This window comes from Pseudoalteromonas sp. '520P1 No. 423' (assembly GCF_001269985.1).
Lineage (GTDB): Bacteria > Pseudomonadota > Gammaproteobacteria > Enterobacterales > Alteromonadaceae > Pseudoalteromonas.
Genome location: NZ_BBZB01000002.1, coordinates 1,076,816 through 1,096,453, shown reverse-complemented (window position 1 = coordinate 1,096,453; position 19,638 = coordinate 1,076,816). Strand labels below are relative to the sequence as shown.

Genomic DNA, 19,638 nt, shown 5'->3' with positions numbered 1-19,638 from the left:
TTTATAATTACGCTATGCGTACGGTTTAATGCATATTCGGCAAATTATCATTTACCAAAATTGCAAATGCGGCATTGTGATAGGGCAGGGTGAGTGTGTTTGCATCATGAAAGTTAACAGCTGATACGCCCAATTGATGTTTATTAAGTCGTTTAAATGATTTGTTTATTTGGCTGGTCCAATAATCACCATTTTTAATTTGAGGGAAATAATCCGTTGAAATTTGATTTTCTCCCGGACGATCATTTTCAACAATCAAACTCTGTAACTCGTGTATGGTAGGGAGTCGCCAACCAGATAAACCACAAAGCTGTTGTTTATTTGTTTCTTCAATCAAATCTAAAGTGTCGCAACGGTCTTTTTTAAAATAACAATCACCATTATTTGAGACACCTGAAACACCATCAAACCATGAATAAGTCCAATAACCATCATGGATTGTTTCATTATCAGTTTTTATTTCCCATAAAAGCTTTTGATTTAAATCTAATGTACAAGACCAAGGACCTTGCCAAGCTTTTAGTTGCTCTCCTTTGTGATTAATTTTAATAAATCTTTGATCTTTTTCACTGATAGGGAAATCTATAGCCTGATGTGCAAATAAAAGTGTTAACCCTAGCAATAATAAGCTTATCAATATTCTATTTTTCATAATGAGGCAAACTTTAATTGAATGGGTCTTTCATGGCGGGTGTGAGCGATTTGAGAGCGATCAAAAGCAGACGCCCATATACATACATCATCCTCTAAAACAACATCATGCTTAGATCCTGTATTTCGTTTTCGAGCAAGCTCAAGTGTCCATATACCTTTATCCCAAGTACCTTTGGCTCTAATATCAGCTCGATCTCCTTCGAATCTATTTGAGCGATATAGCACTGAGGGCAACACAGAGCCATTTTTATAATTATCATCCTTGAGCTCATATGGTTTGCTTTCAAACCATGAAAGAATACTGGGTTTTAATGCGTGTGTGTTTTGGTTTATATATGATGGTGCAATCGGTAATCTTTTTGGTGTAATTGAATCACGTTGATACCATTGCCAGTTCATAACATATGCGCCACTTTCTTTACCATCGGGTGTATAACCCGCTGTATATCTACGCTCTCCCGTCCTCGCTGTTTTTGCTTGGCCAATGTAATTATCATCCATCAGGATCATTTTATTGGTTCTAACTGCTTTCCAATGCCATAAATCTCTTACTGTATGATCTGGACTAACGTGATAACCTTTTTTATGGAAGTTTTTTGGTTTCCCTTTTATCGGAGCAGGTCCAAGTTTTGCTGTGCCATCCGCGCCAAAATTACACGTTTTAGAAACCAGCACTGCAAATTTATCTTCATAGAATGTCTTTTCATCAAATTCATAAAAACCATCTTGTTTAATTGTCCATTTATTATTCTCTTTAACTAAGGGCAGATGCGATAAACTTTGAGTGGGGTCTTGCCATTTAAATAAAAAATAAATTTCTTGGGGGTTAGCGACTGATTTAATTGTTACTTCGGTACTACCATTTATAAAATTAGCCCCTCCTGAGGTAAATACCTTTACTGCTTTGGCTTTTGTCCAAAATGTTTCTTGCTCTTTGCCATCAATATCAATTAAATCTTGATAATCAATCGCGTTCACTGTCATTTGTTGATGTTTATTTTTATCTAAACCAATAAAAAGTATAAAAACCACAGCAATTACACTTGAAATAGCAGCTGTCAGCCTAATATTTTTAAATAAATCAATGGGGGCAATCGCTGAAATTATTTTAATACCAAATTGAATTATGTACACATAGCTATGTAACAAGATAAAACAAACGATTAATAAACATGCAGTAAAATGCGCATTGAAAATATACGTTTGGCTAGTCTGAAAATATTGTAACCAGCCAGAAATCACAGCAAAAATAATCACAATATAGCCAAATCGATTAACCCAAAGATGGTATCTACTTTGCTGCTTATTTGTGCCTTTCTTTTTTATAAAAATATAAACTATGCAGATACTCGTTATGATAATACCACTTATGAAATGCACATCATGAATATTCCCTTGAGGTAGTAAAGGAGATAACCAGCGTAATGTATCATCTGATAGTAATCTGATCCTTAGACCTGTTGCTAAGCTTACAAAAATTGTAACAATTACAGTTAAGTGAAAAATAAAAAAGTTATTTTTCGCTACTGTTAAGTTCATATTTCCCATATATTTCAGTTTCTTAATTTAGAGTTACTTTATTTTTATAACATCGAATATATATCTAATTCGTGTCAATTTAATTACAATTTTCAGGTACAAAAATATAAGGGGATTATGTTTTCACTACAATAACAAGGTTAACTAATTGTAAAAAATAGAGCTAAATAGATTTAAAAAAGAGACAAATAGAGTTTAGTTATTGGAACAGGTAAGTTGGAGTTATTTGAGGAACATATGAAACAATTAAATTTTTAATTTCACAATATATTTCACCTTTTTTTCACATTAAATAACTTATATTGAGGTTAATTAAGTTATTTTGGGATCTCAGTTATGTCAAACGCTATATCTTTATCCAATGTAGGCCACCACTTTAAAATGAATAAACAAAAAATTAGTTTATTCGATAATTTATCTATGAAGATAAGTGACAAACACTCATATGCGATTGTAGGACCTTCAGGTGTGGGAAAATCGAGTTTATTACTAATATTAGCAGGATTAGAAACTCCCACTTCAGGCTCTGTATCATTTGAATATAACGATAAGATTTTATCTAATTTAGAATTAAGACAAAAATCTGGATTTATATTTCAGCAATTTCATTTATTACCTGAGCTTGATGCACTTAATAATATTGCATTACCGCTAAAGCTAAAGGGCGATAAACTGGCTCTAGATAAAGCCTTGTTTTGGTTAAAGCAAGTTGGTCTTGAATATAGATCTAAACATAAACCCAATGAACTCAGTGGTGGCGAGCAACAAAGAGTCGCAATCGCAAGAGCATTTGTGACAGAACCTAGCTTTGTATTTGCTGACGAGCCAACGGGTAATTTAGATGAGCAAACTGCCATTGAAATAACAGAGTTAATGTTTTCATGCTGTAAGGTAAATAACACAGGCTTAATTGTTGTAACCCATAGCCAAGAGCTATCAAGCCGTGCAGATTATTGTTATCAAATGTCAAAAGGAAAAGTAGACCTTGTAAACAATAAATTTGATTCAGTGACAGGAGTTGCTGTATGAATGTCGCAATATTAAAGCTTGGCTGGGATCAGTTTTGCCAACATTATCATACTAGTGATAGCAGATTATTAAGATGGACACAGTTTTGTTTACTGTTTTTTTTATTAACTTTAAGCATGACAAGTTCATCTATTCGTCATTATTTAGATAATAACCTAAAGCAATTATTAGGTGCCGATCTTGTAATCACACAATATGAACCATTAACCACTGAACAAAACCAGTATCTAAAAAGTAATTCAAAACAAATATCTGCGAATCAGCAACTTATAATAACATTAACCAATAATGAACTTTGGCAAGAAGTACAACTTAAAGTAGTCGATGATAACTATCCCATTCAAGGAAAACTCAAAGTCTCGGATGTATTATCAGTAGAGTCTTATTCAGCTGAGCAAGGACCAATGCCAGGTCATATATGGGTTGGTTCTCGATTATTTACAACACTTAACCTTAAAATCAATCAAGAATTACTTGTAGGTGGGTCGCATTTAATCGTTAAAAAAATTCTTCATCACGAACCTGATAGGTTACTTGAAGGGCATAGTGTCGCGATGCGTGCAATGATCAACCATGGTGATTTATTAAGTCTAAAAAATAATAGTCATAACACTAATGACCGCACTAAATATCGTTATTTATTAAGTGCAAATAAGGCAAATGTTGATCAGTTATTAACTTGGGCAAAAGAAACCATTCCGGGAGCACAGTTGTTACATAAAAGTGGAAAACACCCATTAGCATTGTTTTGGCAAAGAGTTGAAAACTTTATTGGTTTAGGATCTGTATTACTATTTTTGATGTCGACAATTGCAATTGATCAAGCAGGTAGACGACAAATTATAAATCAAAAGCGCTTTATTGCCCTATGCATGAGTATGGGGTTAAGCCGCTGGGGTTGTATTACTATTAGCTTTGTTCAATGGCTTATCAGTTTTACAACATTATTATTACCTGCTTTTGTTATTGCTTATTTAGCACAAGTTTTGGCTATATCTCAAATGCAGACGCTTTTTATTGGCATGGAAGTGAACTGGGATTTTTTAACTGTTTTAAAAACAAGCTTCATTTTACTTTTACTTTTATTAACTTTCCAAATTCCACAATGGATTGAAATTTTTCAAGTATCAATTTCGCAATTATTTAAACCATCAAAAAATAATAAAAATGTCATTTATCGCGTGTTTTTTTCATTATTAAGTATTTCAATTCTCACTGTATATTACTCAGATAATGCTTTATTAACTGGTATGATTTTAGGCAGTTTAGCTGCCACAATCTTTTTATTAATGGCATTAACTTGGTTTGTTCTGACCTTAGCTGAAAAATTAACCAAAGGTAATATGGGTTTGATCCCCTTTAGTTTTTATATGATGAAACAAAGACTATTAAGTAAAACAATGCAGATTTTAGGTGTAGGTCTTTGTGCTACTTTATTACTGTTCACGTTAAGTTTATTAAAAGACTTTAGTTCGACTATGAATAATTATATGCGTCAACATGATGGCAACTTAATAATATCTAAAGCGCAAAAGCATCATATAGACGCTTTAACAATTTGGTCTGAGGAAACAGATAGTAAAATAAAACAACTTAAACCTTTCATGTTTAGTCAGTTAGTTAAAATAAATGGCAAAACATTAGCTGAACATTCAGATACACCAAGTGAAAGCATGGCAACGTTATTAAAGCCTGTACGAATGCACTGGACGCAAGATATACCAGATAACAATATGCTTGTTACTGGAAAATGGTGGAATAAAAGTGATAAAGATTGGAATAAGATATCTGTAGAAAGTGAAATCATGACGGATATGGGATTAAACCTCGGTGACAAACTAGTTTTTAATATTCAAACACAACAATATGAATTTACCTTAACTAGCAGCCATGAGTTTAAATCAGGTAATGGTTCTATGACATTTTGGTTTCAAGTACCTCCTAGTGCACGAGAGAATATTATAGCTACGAGTTTGTATATGGGTAGTATGGAATTACCAGAAAAAGCTTGGTCTAGTTTATCTAAACTGTGGTTACAACATCCCGCATTAAGGCTGACTTCTGTTAAAGAGATCGCAGATAGTTTTGATAAAACTTTAGGTGTTATTATTAAACTTGTCTCGATTTTTAGCTTTATGATTATTTTAATCGCATTACTTGTAATTTGCGCATGTGTTCAAGGATATGAAGCGGATGAAAAAATTAAAAATGGTTTACTATTAAGTTTTGGTCAAACAAAAAGTGCATGTTTAAAGCTCAGTATTTTTGAATGGCTAGTAACAGCACTCATTGCCAGCGGCGGTGCAATATTTGGAACTTGGATTGCAGGAAGTTTAATCTACAAATCTCAGTTTTCTTTAAATTATATACCAGACCCAGTTTGGATTATATCGACTTTATTTATTTCAATTTTGGTAGTATGTTTAGTCGGAATATTGAGTAATAAAAAGAACTTAAACGTTTCTATCAAAAATTTATTAGTATAAAAACCCGTTTAAGCTAAATAGGAAAAAGTATGAAAGCAAAGGGCTTAACAATTTTGCTAGTTGAAGATCAAACTGAACTGGCAAAAAATATCATCCAATATCTAGAATCAAGAGGCCATGTTGTTGATTACGCCAGTGATGGCAAGCAAGGTGTTGACTTAGCTTTATCACAACCGTTTGATGTGATTGTTTTAGATATTATGATGCCTAAAATGGATGGGTTACAGGTATGCGAACTTTTACGTAATGAATCTGTAAAACATTTACCCATTTTAATGCTAACAGCCAGAGATACTTTAGATGATAAAGTAAAAGGCTTTAGCGTCGGTGCAGATGATTATTTAACTAAACCCTTTGCTTTAGAAGAGCTAGAGATCCGTTGTATTGCTTTGTCTCGTAGGCACCTTTTGCAAACAGATAACAAAATCAATATAGGCTCTTTGATCATAGATAGACAAACTAAACAAGTTGAACGTGATGGTCAGACGGTTAATTTAAATGCTATGAACTTTAATATCTTACTGTTTTTAGCACAAGCTTATCCGCAAGTCGTAAGTCGTTCTGAGTTATGCCAGCACCTGTGGGGTGATGACCCTACAGAGTCTGATTCATTACGATCACATATATATCAATTACGACAAGCGATTGATAAACCTTTCTCAGAACCTGTGATTAAAACGGTTCATGGCGTTGGTTTTACTTTATTAGAACACCAAAAGAGCATTTAAATGAAAAAACCTTACACTTTAGCAAGACGGATCATCATTCAGTTTTGCATCTTTTCTATTATGCTTTCTCTTGTATTTAGCTTATATAATTTTATTTTTTTATATACCCTTGAAGACAGCTTTATTGGGAAGGGGATTAGAATTGAGGCAGAACAATTAAAGGATAATTTTGAAGTAACAGGTAAATGGGGGATACCCCAAAAAGAAAATTTAACGATTCATCATTCAATTGACACTTTTCCAAATTCGATAAAAGAAAAGTTTAGCAGGGAACCAAATTCACGTGAATTTTATGGTGATAATGGCTTGCATTATCATATGACACGTCTTGCGAAAGAGCCTGATGTTTATTTGATTGCAGAAGTAAGTAAAGATCTAGTCGTTAGACCAATTCGTGTATATATTATCAATTTTTTACTTATATCAACTGTAATAATGGCATTGATAGCATGCTTTATTGGTTATCGCTTATCCAAAAAGTTAATTCACCCTTTAACTAAATTAGTAGATTTAGTGCATGGTGTTTCACCACAAGACTTACCTAAAAGCTTTGCTAAAGATTTTCCAAATAATGAAATCGGCATACTTGCTTCAAATCTAGAAACGTCAATGGAAACAATTAACGACTATGTTAATAGGGAATTACATTTTACAAGAGATGCAAGCCATGAACTGCGTACGCCTATTGCAATTATCAAAAATGCCAGTGAATTATTGGCTGATGATAAATTAACTGAAGAAGAATCAACAACATTAGTTCAAAGAATCAATCGCGCAACATTACAAATGGAGCAGTCTGTAAATACTTTATTATCGTTAGCGAGAGAAGAAAATGCATCTTCAAAAGCACAGATGGTAAAACTGCTGCCTATTGTTGAAAAAGCAGTAATACAACACGCCTATATATTAACTAATAAACCTGTAGAAGTAGATGTTGAGATCGGTATGAATGACCAATTACTGAGCCAGCCTGGTATTTTGCAAATTTTGATTGCAAATTTAGTAAGTAACGCCTTTCAATATACGACTCATGGCACTGTGAAAATTAGCTTTTCAGATAATAAACTCAGTGTATTTAATACAAGTGAAGGGATTGAAGAAAAGATCAAAGACTCTGTTTTAGAGCCTTTAATAAAAGGGGAAAACAGCCAAGGGTATGGATTAGGTCTCTCGATTGTAAAACGCTTATGCGAACACCATAAACTTGGTTTGAATATAGAAAGCAAAACTGATGGTATTTGCATTGTTATAGGTTTTTAAGCTAGATAAAGAGTCATCTTCTAAATTATAGAAATAGGATACGATATTGAATATAGATAAGATTTTGCGTTGGGGAATTATAGGTTGTGGTGCCGTTACTGAAGTAAAAAGTGGTCCTGCATATCAAAAAACAGATGGTTTTGAATTAACTGCTGTAATGAGAAGAGATCAAACCCTTGGGCAAGATTATGCTAAAAGACATAATATTGACAAATATTATGCAGATGCAAAAGACCTCATTAATGATGATAATATCGATGCTGTTTATATCGCTACTCCGCCAGATACGCACAAATTGTTTGGCTTGCAAGTCGCTAAAGCAGGTAAGATATGCTGTATAGAAAAACCTTTAGCGCCAAGTTTTGAAGATTGTTTAGCGATCTCTGACGCATTCGATAAAGTAAACCTGCCACTATTTGTTGCATACTATCGTCGTTCGCTGCCACGGTTTTTAAAAGTAAAAGCACTCTTAGAACAAGGGCGAATTGGTAAAGTTAGGCACATTACTTGGCACTTAAGTAAAGCTGCCAACGAAATAGACTTATCGGGCAAATATAATTGGCGTACAGATAAAAATATTGCTGTTGGCGGATATTTTGATGATTTAGCCAGTCATGGATTAGATCTATTTTCTCATCTATTAGGCGAATATGAAGATGTGAAGGGCATAGGGGTTAATCAACAAAAACTTTACTCTTCCTTTGATTCCGTATCTGCATGTTGGTTACATAAAAATGGCATCACAGGGACGGGGAGTTGGAATTTTGGTGGTAGCGCAAGACAAGATAAAGTTGTTATTTATGGCAGTGAATGTGAAATGACATTCTCTGTTTTTGACGAATCACCAATTCAAATTGATTCGAACAATAACACGGAAACACTATTCATCGAAAACCCTGAAAATATCCAGCTTTTTCATGTGCAAAATATGAAAAACCAGCTTTTTTCTGGCACAAAACACCCATCCACTGGTGCCACGGCAACACATACAAGTTGGGTGATGGATCAAATTTTAAAAGCGGGTGTTCAGATTTAAAAAGATAAAGTATAAAAACCTAAAAAAAATTCAAAGTCAAAAATTAAATAACAAAAATTAAATGATTTGTTAGCATTTGATGTTACACACTCAAAAGTAAGATTTTACTTAATCTGACAGATTTAAATTCTGTCAGATTCTTAGGAAAAGGCAGCTCTTGAGATATTGCCGGTGTGATATTAAATTGTTCCCGAGGTCCTATAAATAACTGCGTTTAACTGCCTCATATAACGTCATATAAAGTCATTTCAAAATTACTAAGTAATGCATCTCTCTAATGTAACTTGCTATAAAGTGATTCATTAATTTACTGATATTGTGATAGCTATAATTGATATAAAAGGCTTTTATTTGCACCATGTTTAGAAATGAGTCAAAACATATATGTTTTGTTCTGTTTTAAGCGATAAAACACAGTTTATTAAAGGAAAGAATGCGGCCTACAGAGCCGACTTTTTAGGTACATGAATCAAAACATAGACGGTTTTGCATCACTTTGGGGTATTTTGTACGGTTCACTTTTATCACTTTGGAGACATTAGCCCGGATTATTAAATGGCGCGTATGGATTAGAATTTTTATTAAAAATTAACCATAGTCTCTTGTTAGCCTTACTTACTGTAAACAATGAATATTTCCTTACCTATATTAGCAATTGCTTTATTACGTAAGGCAAAAGAGGCATCGGTCTGAGTTAAATAAATACTTATAATTAGAGGTGAACGTTTATCAGACCAAACAACAGCAGTAATCCCCCTTGAACCATAACCTCCAGCTCCAGAACGGTCAGCAATAGACCAACCTTCAGGAAGTACTGAACGAAATAAACTGCCAGTCACTTTATTATCTATCATCCATTGTTTTAGTTGAACTTTTGAATCTTGGGATAATATGTCCCCAAATAATAAAGTATGTAAGCTTTTCACCATTGCAGTTGGTGTAGTTGTGTCTCTTTTATCACCATCAAGTGCTTCATTTAAATAAGGTTCAACTCTATCCAACCGAGTGACATCATCACCAATAGAACGCATAAAACGTGTCAGTTCCTTTGGTCCTTTAATACTAGCTAGAACAATGTTTGTAGCAGTATTATCACTCATAATCATAGCGGCGGAGCATGCCTGTTTTAAAGTGAACAGTTCACCAACATGCTTTTTAGTTACCGGTGACCATTTAACAAGCGAACTTTTAGTAATAACACTAGAGGTATTAAAAGATTGAAGCCCTTTTTCTACATCAACAAGTAATTTTGCACATGCTAACGTTTTAAAAGTGCTCATTAAAGGAAAGCGAGTGTCCCCGTTATAATCCCATAATTTATTGTCTGTGACATCATAAATAGATACACCAATACGAGCATCTAGCTGGCTTTCTATTTCTTCAATTTTTTTAGATATAGTATTAGCATGTACGCTAGAAACGAAAGAAAGGTTAGCCACTAAAACTAAAATCAGTGAGCTGTACTTAAAAAGGTAAGTTTTAAAATTAAACTTCATAACACATATCATTTCCATTTTTTAATTAGATTAGCAGCATCATAGTTAAACATGTAAGGCAACGGTTTGCTAAGCGGCAATAAAATAGCTGGCTAAAATTAGCGACGAAGGAGCAAAAGCCAGCTGTTTTTTTTGTCCGTTTAAGCAACTTGAGTACGCCTGGCATGGGCATTTACTAATGAGGTGAAAGTCTTCTGTAGGAAGATCACCGTTTACTAACATTCTGTTATTAAACGCTAACTACTAGCGAATGGCAAGGGCTAAATCGTGAGAGATAGTCCGGAGGAAGCCGCTAGCAAATCTGCGAGCTGATGAACAAAAATATCATATGAGGCGTAGGCTGGAGGCGAGTTGGCACAAGACAACGAAGCCAAGTGTTCTAATGGCTACCGTAAATGATGCAGCAGTGCAGAGAAAGTGAATGCAATTATCCGGGGAGATCTGTTTAACATGCAATTGATAAAGTAACCAGTGAGGCAACTGGTCGATCAAGCCTTGGCAATCAGTTTAGTTATCGAATTGGTTGAGCGAATATAAGATAACAAATCAATCGCGCTTATCTGAGTAATCTTATAAGTGATTAAACAGAAGTCAGCAGACGGCGTAGTAGCCAAATGCTCATCGTAATGGATGAGACACGGTGAAGGCCTGAACATCTTAACTCAAGGAGATACCATAATTGAACTTGAAACAACATAGATCACCGTGTTGTGATAGTGAAGACCAGCGTTCGACTGTGAATAATACCTTAAATGAATTTAACCAGAACCAACAAACATTAATGACACAGATGCTTAGCGACCTGAACATTGGCACAGCATGGCAACATGTAAAATCCAATAAAGGCGCACCGGGCATTGATAACATGAAAATCGATGAGTTTAACGCGTTTGCTGTGCAACACTGGCAAGGGATTAAATCTAAGATCCTAGATGAGACTTACCAACCTCTTCCGGTTAAACGGGTACGTATTCTCAAATCGGATGGTGGTGAGCGATTACTTGGGATCCCCTCTGTTATCGACAGAATGATCCAACAAGCCATTTCTCAAGTAATAACTCCGTACTTTGAACCACTATTTTCATCTCATAGTTATGGGTATCGCCCAGGTAAAAGAGCAAGTCAGGCAGTAAGTTATGTTCAATCTTGTGTTAAACAAGGTTTTAAGACTGCGGTTGATATTGATTTATCGAAGTTTTTCGATGAAGTAAATCATGACATGTTAATGAACCGCATTGGTCGTAAAATCAAAGATAAATCACTCATGCGACTGCTCGGTAAATATTTACGCGCAGGCATAGCAGAAGTTGAAACCGGTCTTTGGTTTGCATCGGATAAAGGCGTACCGCAAGGTGGGCCACTGTCTCCATTACTATCTAACATTTTATTAGATGAATTGGACAAGAAGCTATCTAATGAGCAACTCAAGTTTGCGCGTTATGCCGATGATATTATCATTTTAGTGAAAACTAAAAGTAAGGGTACTCAAGTCAAAAAGGATATCAGTCATTACATTACCAAACGTTTGAAATTGATTGTAAATGAATTTAAAAGTCGAGTAGGCCCAGTGTCAGGCTCGAAGTTTCTAGGTTTTACCTTTCGTTACGCACAGGTGAAAATACATGACAATGCTTTAAAGTTATTTAAAGAGAAAGTCAGGAAGCTCACCAATCGTAATTGGGGTATATCTATGACACTACAAATTCATAAACTCACACAATTTTTACGTGGTTGGGGGTATTACTTTTTGATAGCCAATGTTTATCAACTCGCGGTTGATCTTGATGCTTGGATACGACGTCGATTGCGTATGTGTTATTGGCGTCAATGGCGAAAGCCACGAACAAAGGTGAGAAGTTTAATTAAACTAGGAGTGAGTGAATATTTAGCTATTTCATGTGGCATCACAAGTACCAAAAGTAGGCGCTTTAGGCGAAGGACCTTGTAGAAGCTAAAAAACCAAAGGGATCAATATAGCGATCAACAATGATTTTTTGGCTAAACAAGGGCTAGTATCATTAAGAGATGTTTGGATAAAGATTCATTACGGGAGATGAACCGCCCATTACGGACCCGCATGATGGGTGGTGTGGGGGCTGGAGGTTAGAGACCTCCGGCTACCCGATTATGTTTATAGATACACAAAACCAAAAGTTCTTTCAAATGATAGTTTATGCATTTTTACCACAGCATTTTTTATATTTACGACCATTCCCACAAATACAAGGATCATTTCGACCAATTTTAGGTGTAGCTCTAGTTAATGGGCTTTGTGGAGGAGGACAACAACTTGTGTTAGTACAACTTGAACCCTCTGACTCCAATGATGTTTCCGATAAATTATTACTTCTTTCACTCATGTTAATTAAAAAACCCTAATTAAATTAAAACACAAAATTCGATTATAAACATAGACACAATGACTCCCCACAAGGTGCTAGCCTATGAATATGGGGTAGTTTTACAAACCAGAGCCATACTATATGCGTGAACAATAGATAACAGAGGCTAACATAACATACTTTTCATCGGTTTAGATACACATAAATCATTTACTGAAGTGGCGTATATTGAAGATCATCGTGGTGCTAAACCTATTCATTTAGGTAAAATCCTTACTAATAAAGCCGCCTTTAAAAAACTCGCTAGACAATTACAATCAAAATACCCTGACGCTACCCTCCATTTTGTCTATGAAGCTGGCCCTGTGGTTATTGGATTTACCGCTTACTGACCAGTCTTAATCATTGCTGTTATGTCATCGCTCCTTCTCTTATTCCCACAAAACCAAGTGATAAAGTTAAAACCGATAAACGTGATGCACTCAAACTTGCTAAATTACTCAAGTCCGAAGATTTAACACCTATATACGTCCCTGAGCCAAAAGATGAAGCCGTGCGAGATTTATCCCGTGACAAAAAAATTAGAGACAAAAAAATTAGACAGACAAAAAAATTAGACAGACAAAAAAATTAGACAGGCAAAAATATCTCATTGATATTAAAACCCCACTGAGAAATTAAAAGCTTACGCTGGTTACTATAAATATATTTAATTTGAGAGTTTGATGTTTTATTTCACGAAATACAATACAAATTATTGAGGTTTGATTAATTACGCACACAATCAATTAAATTGCTAGATAGCAACAATTGTTAAACTTAAATAAGGTTGAGCAACTACGCAGAACCTTTATACCAACTATGATTGTGACTATGTGCACACTTCATTAAAGAAGATTTTGAACCTGCGAAGTTAGCATAATGCCGCCTGAAGTGTTGAATGGTATTGAGCCATGAATCAACTTCAATATTTAAAACAGCTAAAATTTTTGGAGTCGTTTTTAAAACCGAACCTCGTTTATTTGGCACGATTAAACGACTACTAAAATCAGCTAACTCTAAATAATCAAAAAGCGTAAAAGGAATGGTATTTTTATCCATTGAGCAGCCAAATTCTAATAGTAATTTTGGTTGCTGTAAGACTGTAAATTCAGGTTTCTTATTAGATTTACTATTTTTAGATCTGTCTTGTTTTTTAAAAGATTGGTATTGCTTGATTCGTTCTTGAATTGAGGTGAAATCACTGCCTATAAGTGAGTCAACCATTTTTGCTCTAATAGGATTTAAATCAACATACATCATGCAACTTAAAATTGCAGATTCATCTAGCAAAGCCTGTGATTTGAAACGTCCTTCCCAAAATTTACCCGTGCAATTATCTTCTTTATTCGCTTTACGCGCTATAAACTCATTTAGGCTGCGCATAAACCAACTAATATCATATAGCCTTATGCGCCATTCATTAACTATTTCATTAATTCTAAACATGTATGCAGCATTGAGTTTTTCACCCGACCTATAACGGTCGACCAAAATACAACCATGATATAACTGATACCAACGCGCGATGACTTCATCATTTGATAGGTTTAAAGCGTCGTCTCTATTAACTTTTAAAACAAGATGATAGTGATTAGACATAATCGCATAAGCTGCAATATCAATTGAAAAAACAGTAGCAAGGAATTTTATTCTATCGACCAACCAAGTTCTTCTGTGGTCAAAGTTATTACCTGAATATTTATCATCGCCACATAAGTAACTTCTTCGGATACAGCGATTTATACAATGATAATAAGGGGTTGCATCTAAATCGATTAACGACTCTCTCGCCCTAGCCATAATAACCACCAATAACATTTCATCAGTGGTTAAAGTTTAGTCTAAAAAATGAGTTTTAGACTAGTTTTCAATAAGAAAAGTATGGCTGTCTTATTTTAAGGTATTATAATAACCACCAATAACATTTCATCAGTGGTTAAAGTTTAGTCTAAAAAATGAGTTTTAGACTAGTTTTCAATAAGAAAAGTATGGCTGTCTTATTTTAAGGTATTAGACTAGTTTTCAATAAGAAAAGTATGGCTGTCTTATTTTAAGGTATTTTTATTGAGGCACCTCTTAAATCACTTAACCTAGCTGGACTAAATTTATTTTAAGCGAAAATACCATAGGTTTATATTGCACTATTGGATCACAGGCATAAAAATCAAGCTCATCTTGTTGCCAAAAAATAGGCGCGACCGCATCATAGTTATGTGAAATAACAAGATGCTTTCCTCTTGCAAGACTTGGGAATTCAGATTTTACTTAATAACCTAATTTAAATAAAATAGCTTGTACAATATCAAGGTCTATACCGTGGTGCTCACCTCTTATCATATGTGGTGGACCTTCACTAGATGCAATAGCAAGTATTATATTTTTAGCAAAACAGGTATTTAAGTGTATGATAAGTAATAAGAGTATTACAAATTAATGCATGTTTGGTTTGTTTTAATTCAATCCTTTACATTAACAATAGACTAAGTGTTTTTTCTTTGAATTTTAAATAATTTTAATTTTTTACATATAATGAAAGTGGACATTACAATTTTGCTTTGTTTAAATGTAACTCACTTTAAATACATTTTTGTGATTAAATAGGTCATTGCTTGATTAATATAAATGCTAAAAAGCAAAATTTGCTAAAGCAGCTAACATTAATTTTTATGTTAATCATATTTGCCTGCCAACTAACTTCATCAACAAATAATAACGCAATACAATATCCTAGTGATAAACACCCAATGGGCATTGAAGTCAGCCATCATCACAGCCACGGGCATGAACATCATAAAAATAATAACAAACAGTTAACTCACAATATAGAATCAGATTTACAGCATCATGAACATGCAAACCATTCACATACAGTCTATTTTCCGCCAAGCAATCTCGCTTTAACCACAGCTTATTACCAATCTTTAAGTGTGATTGGCTTTAGTAAAGAATATAAAAATCTCATATACGCACCACCAATACCACCTCCAACTGTTTAATTTTACTTCCTTAAAATAATAATTAATCAAAGTTATGCCTTATCTATATCTTGGTAGTGGTGTCTTTGTAATTTCCTATAAAAAAATAGAAGTAACTATGAAAGAAATATTAATAAAACATAGGTGTGATATATGACTATCTCATCTAAAAATATAATGCATTTTATAATCATCCTGACAGCAGTATTGGCTTCATTTTCAATATTTTCCCATGGTGTAGATGAAAACACAAAACAGTTTTTGACAAGTAATCAAGGGGTTTCAATTATTCCTTTTATCTATATTGGTGCTAAACATATGGTGACAGGCTACGATCACCTTTTGTTTTTAGTTGGAGTTATATTCTTTTTATTTAAAACAAAAGATGTGGTGATATATGTCAGCTTATTTACAGTAGGGCATAGTATTACTTTACTATTGGGTGTTTTAAATAATGTTCAAATAAATGCTTATTTAATTGATGCTATTATCGGTTTATCAATCGTTTATAAAGGGTTTGATAATTTAGGTGGCTTTAAAAGGCTCTTTAACTATCAGCCCAATACCCAAGCAGCAGTGATGATTTTTGGTTTATTTCATGGATTTGGATTAGCAACTAAAATTCAAGAGTTCCAGTTACCACAAGATGGGCTTATAACAAATATTATTTCATTTAATATCGGCGTAGAAATTGGTCAATTTTTAGCTTTAGGTTTAGTACTCATATTGATGAACTTTTGGCGACAACACACCAGCTTTATGCAGTTTTCAACTGCAGCAAACACCCTATTAATGAGCGGTGGTTTGATGCTAGTAGGTTTTCAGTTAACAGGTTATTTCGTAAATATTTAAAGGATAAAGAAATATGAATACAATTAATGTACCAATCCATTCTACAAAAACCTTAATAAAGGCAAGTTTACTCGCTTCAGTTATTGCTAGTATGTTACTTATAACGTGTATTTTACCATCAGAGTATAATATTGACCCAACAGGGGTAGGTGAAGCTTTAGGCTTAACCAAATTATCTCAAACAGCTGGTATTCCTGAACCTTTAAGTACACCAAAAAGTAACATTGGAGTTGGTGTTAAACCTAAAAGTGATATAGTACAAATCGAGATCCCAGCAAATAAAGGTCTTGAGTACAAATTATTAATGGATAAACATGCGCACCTTGAATATAAATGGCAAACAGATGGCGCAGAGTTATTTTTTGATTTTCATGGAGAGCCCAAAGGTGATACAACGGGTTACTTTGAGAGTTTTTCTATTACAACCTCAAAAGACATGAAGGGTACCTTAACAACTCCGTTTGCAGGCTCTCATGGCTGGTATTGGAAAAATCCATCTGATGAGCCTGTTGTTGTGACATTATCTATTAAAGGGGTCTATACGATAAAAGGTTAATCTATGCTTAACCAGCCCTAAATATTTAGGGCTGTTTTTATGTATTAACTTTTATTATTTGCTAATTGTTCAGATAAAGTGGCGATTTGAGCCTGTAACGCTTTGATCTGACCTTTGCTAGCAGGCTTTGTATCTTCGTCTTGATGCTCAGCCGCAAAATCTGCACTTTCTTTGGTCATTACTTCAAGTACCACGCCAACCATCATATTTAAAAAGATAAAAGCTGTTAAGAAGATAAAGCTCAGATAATAAATCCAACTTAAAGGGTAAATTTCCATTGTTTCATACATAACATCAGTCCAATCCTCAAAGGTTGCAATTCTAAATAATGTTAGCATGGCAATCGATAAGTCTCGCCATAACGTTTCATTTATATTCGTAAAAAGCATACTGCCAATCGCTGCATAAATATAAAAAATAACAAACATGAGTAAAGCAATATAACCCATCCTTGGGATCGCTTTAAGTAAAGCATTAACCAACATTCGAAGCTCTGGGATAATAGATACTAAACGCAGCACTCTAAATACACGTAATAAACGTGCGATAAATATAGTGGAGCCAGCAACAGGAACTAAACTACCCACTACGATTATTACATCGAATATATTCCAGCCTTTAGAGAAGAACTTTTTAAAATCATTCAGTGCGATATACCTGATAATAATTTCAACTAAAAAGAAAACGGTAATACCTGTGTCTAAAATTATTAGCGCACGATCAAACCATGGAGGTAATTCATATGTATGTGCTCCAACACTTAATGCGGATACTACGATGACAAAAATAATGATTGATTGAAATAGCTTACTATTATCAAGACGTTCAAATAGTAATTTTAATGAAGATAACATGTTTGTTTCCATGAAAAAATAAGTAAATAACAAGAAGGAAATTAAGTGATATATGATTAACTTATTAAAAAATGACTCCTATTAAAATATTTTCGGTGAGTTTAAATAGTTCTTATATTCAAATCAAATATCAATTGTTACTAAGTTTGAAATATTCAAAATGGTAAATATATGCTTTTGTTTTTTAATTCAATTCCATTTAACTATTAACAATTAATAAATTACTCATATTACTATTTTTCTTCTCTAGCAGTTTATTTGCAGAAGTCATTCAAAAAGATAAACATGGTTTTAAAATCATAATTAAAAAAGCTGTAAATGTTAGCTCTAGTGCCACTTACAAACAGTTTTTAAATATTAGTCAGTGGTGGAATAAAGACCATACTTGGTTTGGTAAATAATAAAACCAACTACCAAATCTAACTTAGACACCATTTGATTCCTTTCTTATATTATTTAATATTTCAACAGTCCCTATTAGATAACATAGCCCGACAAAAAACCATACAATTGCAGCAATAAATTCCCACATATCAAAGCCAAACTGTATTATGTATGGAATGACAAACGCCCCCCTGATCAAACACATACTACTTATCACAACCAGCGCTGTTTTAAGTAAAGGCAGCTGCCTAATAATGTGAATAGCAGATAGTGCATATAAACTACAAATAAACATTAAAGTAGCAACAAATATAGTTCCTATTGGTGCAAGCCAAGTTCCTTGTTTTGCAGAATCTATAATTTCTTTTGGTGCTCTGGCAAATTCAAACCAAGATGGTCCACCGATAATACATAATAAATGCCAAATCGCTTTACAAAAGGCGATTGAAGCGCCTAAAAGTAATAATTTTGATTGCATGGCTAATTTCAAAAAAATATCTCCTCAAATTCAGTTTATTGTACCTTTAACGATTATATTTCAACAATACTATGTTATGCTCAGGTTTACTTTATGTAACAAGATGTTTAATACATATAACTAATTTACTTATTTAAAAGGAATTAAAATGAAAAAATATAAGAACTTATTACTCGCAGGTGCGACTTTTGCTCTATGTACCGGTTTTTTTGGTGGTGATGACTATAATTTTAAAAGCTCTAAATCAGAAGGGATAGGCTCTTTTAAGGTTAACTTACCATACGTAAAATATGAAAAATACTTTGGTTATGTTGATACTAATATAAAGCCAGATGGTGAATATAAAAATAAAGATGCATATTATTTATATTTATGGGTACCTGCTGCAATAGATGAGCTAGGTGTTTCTATGGTTTCTCCAGCGAAAGATAAACCTGGAAAAAAAGATTTTGTTCATTCAATATTCAAAAAAAGTATGAAAAAAGATAAAAAGGCATATTTTGATACTTACTTAGTTTTGGACAAACTAGACATATCGGATCCTAAAAAAATTAAAAATGGTGGTAAAGTTGTCAAAACACTAAAAACAAATGACGATAGTAGTGAACTACCAAAAAACCCTGGTGGCAATAAATATAACTCTATATTACGACATGAATCTAAAATCAGTAGCCCAACAGAGTCATTAGTGCGTGGTGTATACCGTGTTTCTTTTACTTCTTTCAGAGGGAAAGTAAATGGTTCATACATGGCCACTATTGGTAGTAACATTCCGGGTGTAAAAGTAGCCAGCTCACTTGAAAAGTTAAATAAATTAGTTAATGACTAATATTCAAATCTAATTACTAAAATAAATAGGCCGCTACAATTTATAGCGGCCTTTCTTTTTTCTATATTATTACCAATTTTAAGTTTAAAATTCATATG

Annotated in this window: 17 protein-coding genes and 1 pseudogene; 11 read left to right on the top strand and 7 right to left on the bottom strand. The window is 33.7% G+C overall.

Features of this window, described 5'->3' with window-relative positions:
- Nucleotides 1–25 precede the first annotated feature (25 nt).
- Together PSA_RS23230 and PSA_RS23225 are read right to left on the bottom strand one after the other, a co-directional pair.
- Complete coding sequence (locus tag PSA_RS23230; protein WP_042149159.1) at nucleotides 26–652, bottom strand: DUF1566 domain-containing protein; 627 nt, start codon at nucleotides 650–652, stop codon at nucleotides 26–28.
- Nucleotides 649–2,193, bottom strand: coding sequence for an ethylbenzene dehydrogenase-related protein (locus PSA_RS23225; RefSeq protein ID WP_042149252.1), 1,545 nt, complete (start codon nucleotides 2,191–2,193; stop codon nucleotides 649–651). The genes PSA_RS23230 and PSA_RS23225 overlap by 4 nt, the downstream gene beginning before the upstream one ends.
- Before the next feature lie 336 nt (nucleotides 2,194–2,529).
- Between PSA_RS23225 and PSA_RS23220 the strand changes: the two genes are divergently transcribed.
- The 5 genes from PSA_RS23220 to PSA_RS23200 are packed head-to-tail and all read left to right on the top strand — an operon-like array spanning nucleotide 2,530 to nucleotide 8,732.
- Nucleotides 2,530–3,222, top strand: coding sequence for an ABC transporter ATP-binding protein (locus PSA_RS23220; RefSeq protein ID WP_042149156.1), 693 nt, complete (start codon nucleotides 2,530–2,532; stop codon nucleotides 3,220–3,222).
- On the top strand, nucleotides 3,219–5,708 hold the full coding sequence (locus PSA_RS23215) for an ABC transporter permease (RefSeq protein WP_042149153.1): 2,490 nt from the start codon (nucleotides 3,219–3,221) through the stop codon (nucleotides 5,706–5,708). Before PSA_RS23220 ends, PSA_RS23215 begins: the two co-directional genes overlap by 4 nt.
- A 29-nt stretch (nucleotides 5,709–5,737) precedes the next feature.
- The gene (locus PSA_RS23210) at nucleotides 5,738–6,436 is read left to right on the top strand and encodes a response regulator transcription factor (RefSeq protein WP_042149150.1); all 699 of its coding nucleotides are present in this window, start codon (nucleotides 5,738–5,740) and stop codon (nucleotides 6,434–6,436) included.
- Complete coding sequence (locus PSA_RS23205) at nucleotides 6,437–7,696, top strand: HAMP domain-containing sensor histidine kinase (protein WP_042149147.1); 1,260 nt, start codon at nucleotides 6,437–6,439, stop codon at nucleotides 7,694–7,696.
- A gap of 46 nt (nucleotides 7,697–7,742) precedes the next feature.
- Nucleotides 7,743–8,732 (top strand): Gfo/Idh/MocA family protein, encoded by a 990-nt coding sequence (locus PSA_RS23200; protein ID WP_127924184.1) that lies wholly within the window; start codon nucleotides 7,743–7,745, stop codon nucleotides 8,730–8,732.
- A 611-nt stretch (nucleotides 8,733–9,343) separates the two neighbouring features.
- Here the strand turns inward: PSA_RS23200 and bla are convergent.
- Nucleotides 9,344–10,228 (bottom strand): class A beta-lactamase, encoded by an 885-nt coding sequence (gene bla / locus PSA_RS23195; protein ID WP_042149140.1) that lies wholly within the window; start codon nucleotides 10,226–10,228, stop codon nucleotides 9,344–9,346.
- 679 nt (nucleotides 10,229–10,907) lie between these two features.
- On the opposite strand from bla, the gene ltrA reads away from it, so the two are divergent.
- On the top strand, nucleotides 10,908–12,176 hold the full coding sequence (gene ltrA, locus PSA_RS23190) for a group II intron reverse transcriptase/maturase (RefSeq protein ID WP_231665496.1): 1,269 nt from the start codon (nucleotides 10,908–10,910) through the stop codon (nucleotides 12,174–12,176).
- A gap of 223 nt (nucleotides 12,177–12,399) precedes the next feature.
- On the opposite strand, the gene PSA_RS24960 is transcribed toward ltrA, so the two are convergent.
- Complete coding sequence (locus tag PSA_RS24960) at nucleotides 12,400–12,588, bottom strand: SEC-C metal-binding domain-containing protein (protein ID WP_082305885.1); 189 nt, start codon at nucleotides 12,586–12,588, stop codon at nucleotides 12,400–12,402.
- Between the two features lie 158 nt (nucleotides 12,589–12,746).
- Between PSA_RS24960 and PSA_RS23180 the strand changes: the two are divergent.
- Nucleotides 12,747–13,180, top strand: a pseudogene (locus tag PSA_RS23180) (transposase); the annotation flags it as partial.
- 227 nt (nucleotides 13,181–13,407) lie between these two features.
- Here the strand turns inward: PSA_RS23180 and PSA_RS23175 are convergent.
- On the bottom strand, nucleotides 13,408–14,412 hold the full coding sequence (locus PSA_RS23175; RefSeq protein WP_059365061.1) for a transposase: 1,005 nt from the start codon (nucleotides 14,410–14,412) through the stop codon (nucleotides 13,408–13,410).
- Between the two features lie 809 nt (nucleotides 14,413–15,221).
- On the opposite strand from PSA_RS23175, the gene PSA_RS23170 reads away from it, so the two are divergent.
- The 3 genes from PSA_RS23170 (at nucleotide 15,222) to PSA_RS23160 (ending at nucleotide 16,995) form a co-directional block, all read left to right on the top strand.
- Complete coding sequence (locus tag PSA_RS23170; protein WP_042151224.1) at nucleotides 15,222–15,608, top strand: hypothetical protein; 387 nt, start codon at nucleotides 15,222–15,224, stop codon at nucleotides 15,606–15,608.
- A gap of 156 nt (nucleotides 15,609–15,764) precedes the next feature.
- On the top strand, nucleotides 15,765–16,439 hold the full coding sequence (locus tag PSA_RS23165; RefSeq protein WP_042151230.1) for a HupE/UreJ family protein: 675 nt from the start codon (nucleotides 15,765–15,767) through the stop codon (nucleotides 16,437–16,439).
- 13 nt (nucleotides 16,440–16,452) lie between these two features.
- Nucleotides 16,453–16,995: a hypothetical protein gene (locus PSA_RS23160; protein WP_042151222.1), complete on the top strand. Its 543-nt coding sequence runs from the start codon at nucleotides 16,453–16,455 to the stop codon at nucleotides 16,993–16,995.
- Between the two features lie 44 nt (nucleotides 16,996–17,039).
- Here PSA_RS23160 and PSA_RS23155 read toward each other — a convergent pair whose 3' ends face one another.
- Entirely contained in the window at nucleotides 17,040–17,849 is an 810-nt protein-coding gene (locus PSA_RS23155; protein ID WP_042151219.1) for an ion transporter, read from the bottom strand.
- 424 nt (nucleotides 17,850–18,273) lie between these two features.
- Nucleotides 18,274–18,723, bottom strand: coding sequence for a hypothetical protein (locus PSA_RS23150; protein ID WP_042151215.1), 450 nt, complete (start codon nucleotides 18,721–18,723; stop codon nucleotides 18,274–18,276).
- A 136-nt stretch (nucleotides 18,724–18,859) separates the two neighbouring features.
- Between PSA_RS23150 and PSA_RS23145 the strand changes: the two genes are divergently transcribed.
- A complete protein-coding gene (locus tag PSA_RS23145; protein WP_052380215.1) occupies nucleotides 18,860–19,540 on the top strand; it encodes a LipL32 family surface lipoprotein in 681 nt (226 codons plus the stop codon).
- The last annotated feature ends 98 nt before the right edge of the window (nucleotides 19,541–19,638 follow it).

Bases quoted from the DNA above. Each gene is read 5' to 3' on its own strand.
- PSA_RS23145 (WP_052380215.1), top strand. From the start codon at position 18,860: ATGAAAAAATATAAGAACTTATTACTCGCAGGTGCGACTTTTGCTCTA.
- PSA_RS23175 (WP_059365061.1), bottom strand. From the start codon at position 14,412: ATGGCTAGGGCGAGAGAGTCGTTAATCGATTTAGATGCAACCCCTTAT.
- PSA_RS23225 (WP_042149252.1), bottom strand. From the start codon at position 2,193: ATGAACTTAACAGTAGCGAAAAATAACTTTTTTATTTTTCACTTAACT.
- PSA_RS23160 (WP_042151222.1), top strand. From the start codon at position 16,453: ATGAATACAATTAATGTACCAATCCATTCTACAAAAACCTTAATAAAG.
- PSA_RS23215 (WP_042149153.1), top strand. From the start codon at position 3,219: ATGAATGTCGCAATATTAAAGCTTGGCTGGGATCAGTTTTGCCAACAT.
- PSA_RS23230 (WP_042149159.1), bottom strand. From the start codon at position 652: ATGAAAAATAGAATATTGATAAGCTTATTATTGCTAGGGTTAACACTT.
- PSA_RS23205 (WP_042149147.1), top strand. From the start codon at position 6,437: ATGAAAAAACCTTACACTTTAGCAAGACGGATCATCATTCAGTTTTGC.
- PSA_RS23165 (WP_042151230.1), top strand. From the start codon at position 15,765: ATGCATTTTATAATCATCCTGACAGCAGTATTGGCTTCATTTTCAATA.
- bla (WP_042149140.1), bottom strand. From the start codon at position 10,228: ATGAAGTTTAATTTTAAAACTTACCTTTTTAAGTACAGCTCACTGATT.
- PSA_RS23210 (WP_042149150.1), top strand. From the start codon at position 5,738: ATGAAAGCAAAGGGCTTAACAATTTTGCTAGTTGAAGATCAAACTGAA.
- PSA_RS24960 (WP_082305885.1), bottom strand. From the start codon at position 12,588: ATGAGTGAAAGAAGTAATAATTTATCGGAAACATCATTGGAGTCAGAG.
- PSA_RS23220 (WP_042149156.1), top strand. From the start codon at position 2,530: ATGTCAAACGCTATATCTTTATCCAATGTAGGCCACCACTTTAAAATG.
- PSA_RS23155 (WP_042151219.1), bottom strand. From the start codon at position 17,849: ATGTTATCTTCATTAAAATTACTATTTGAACGTCTTGATAATAGTAAG.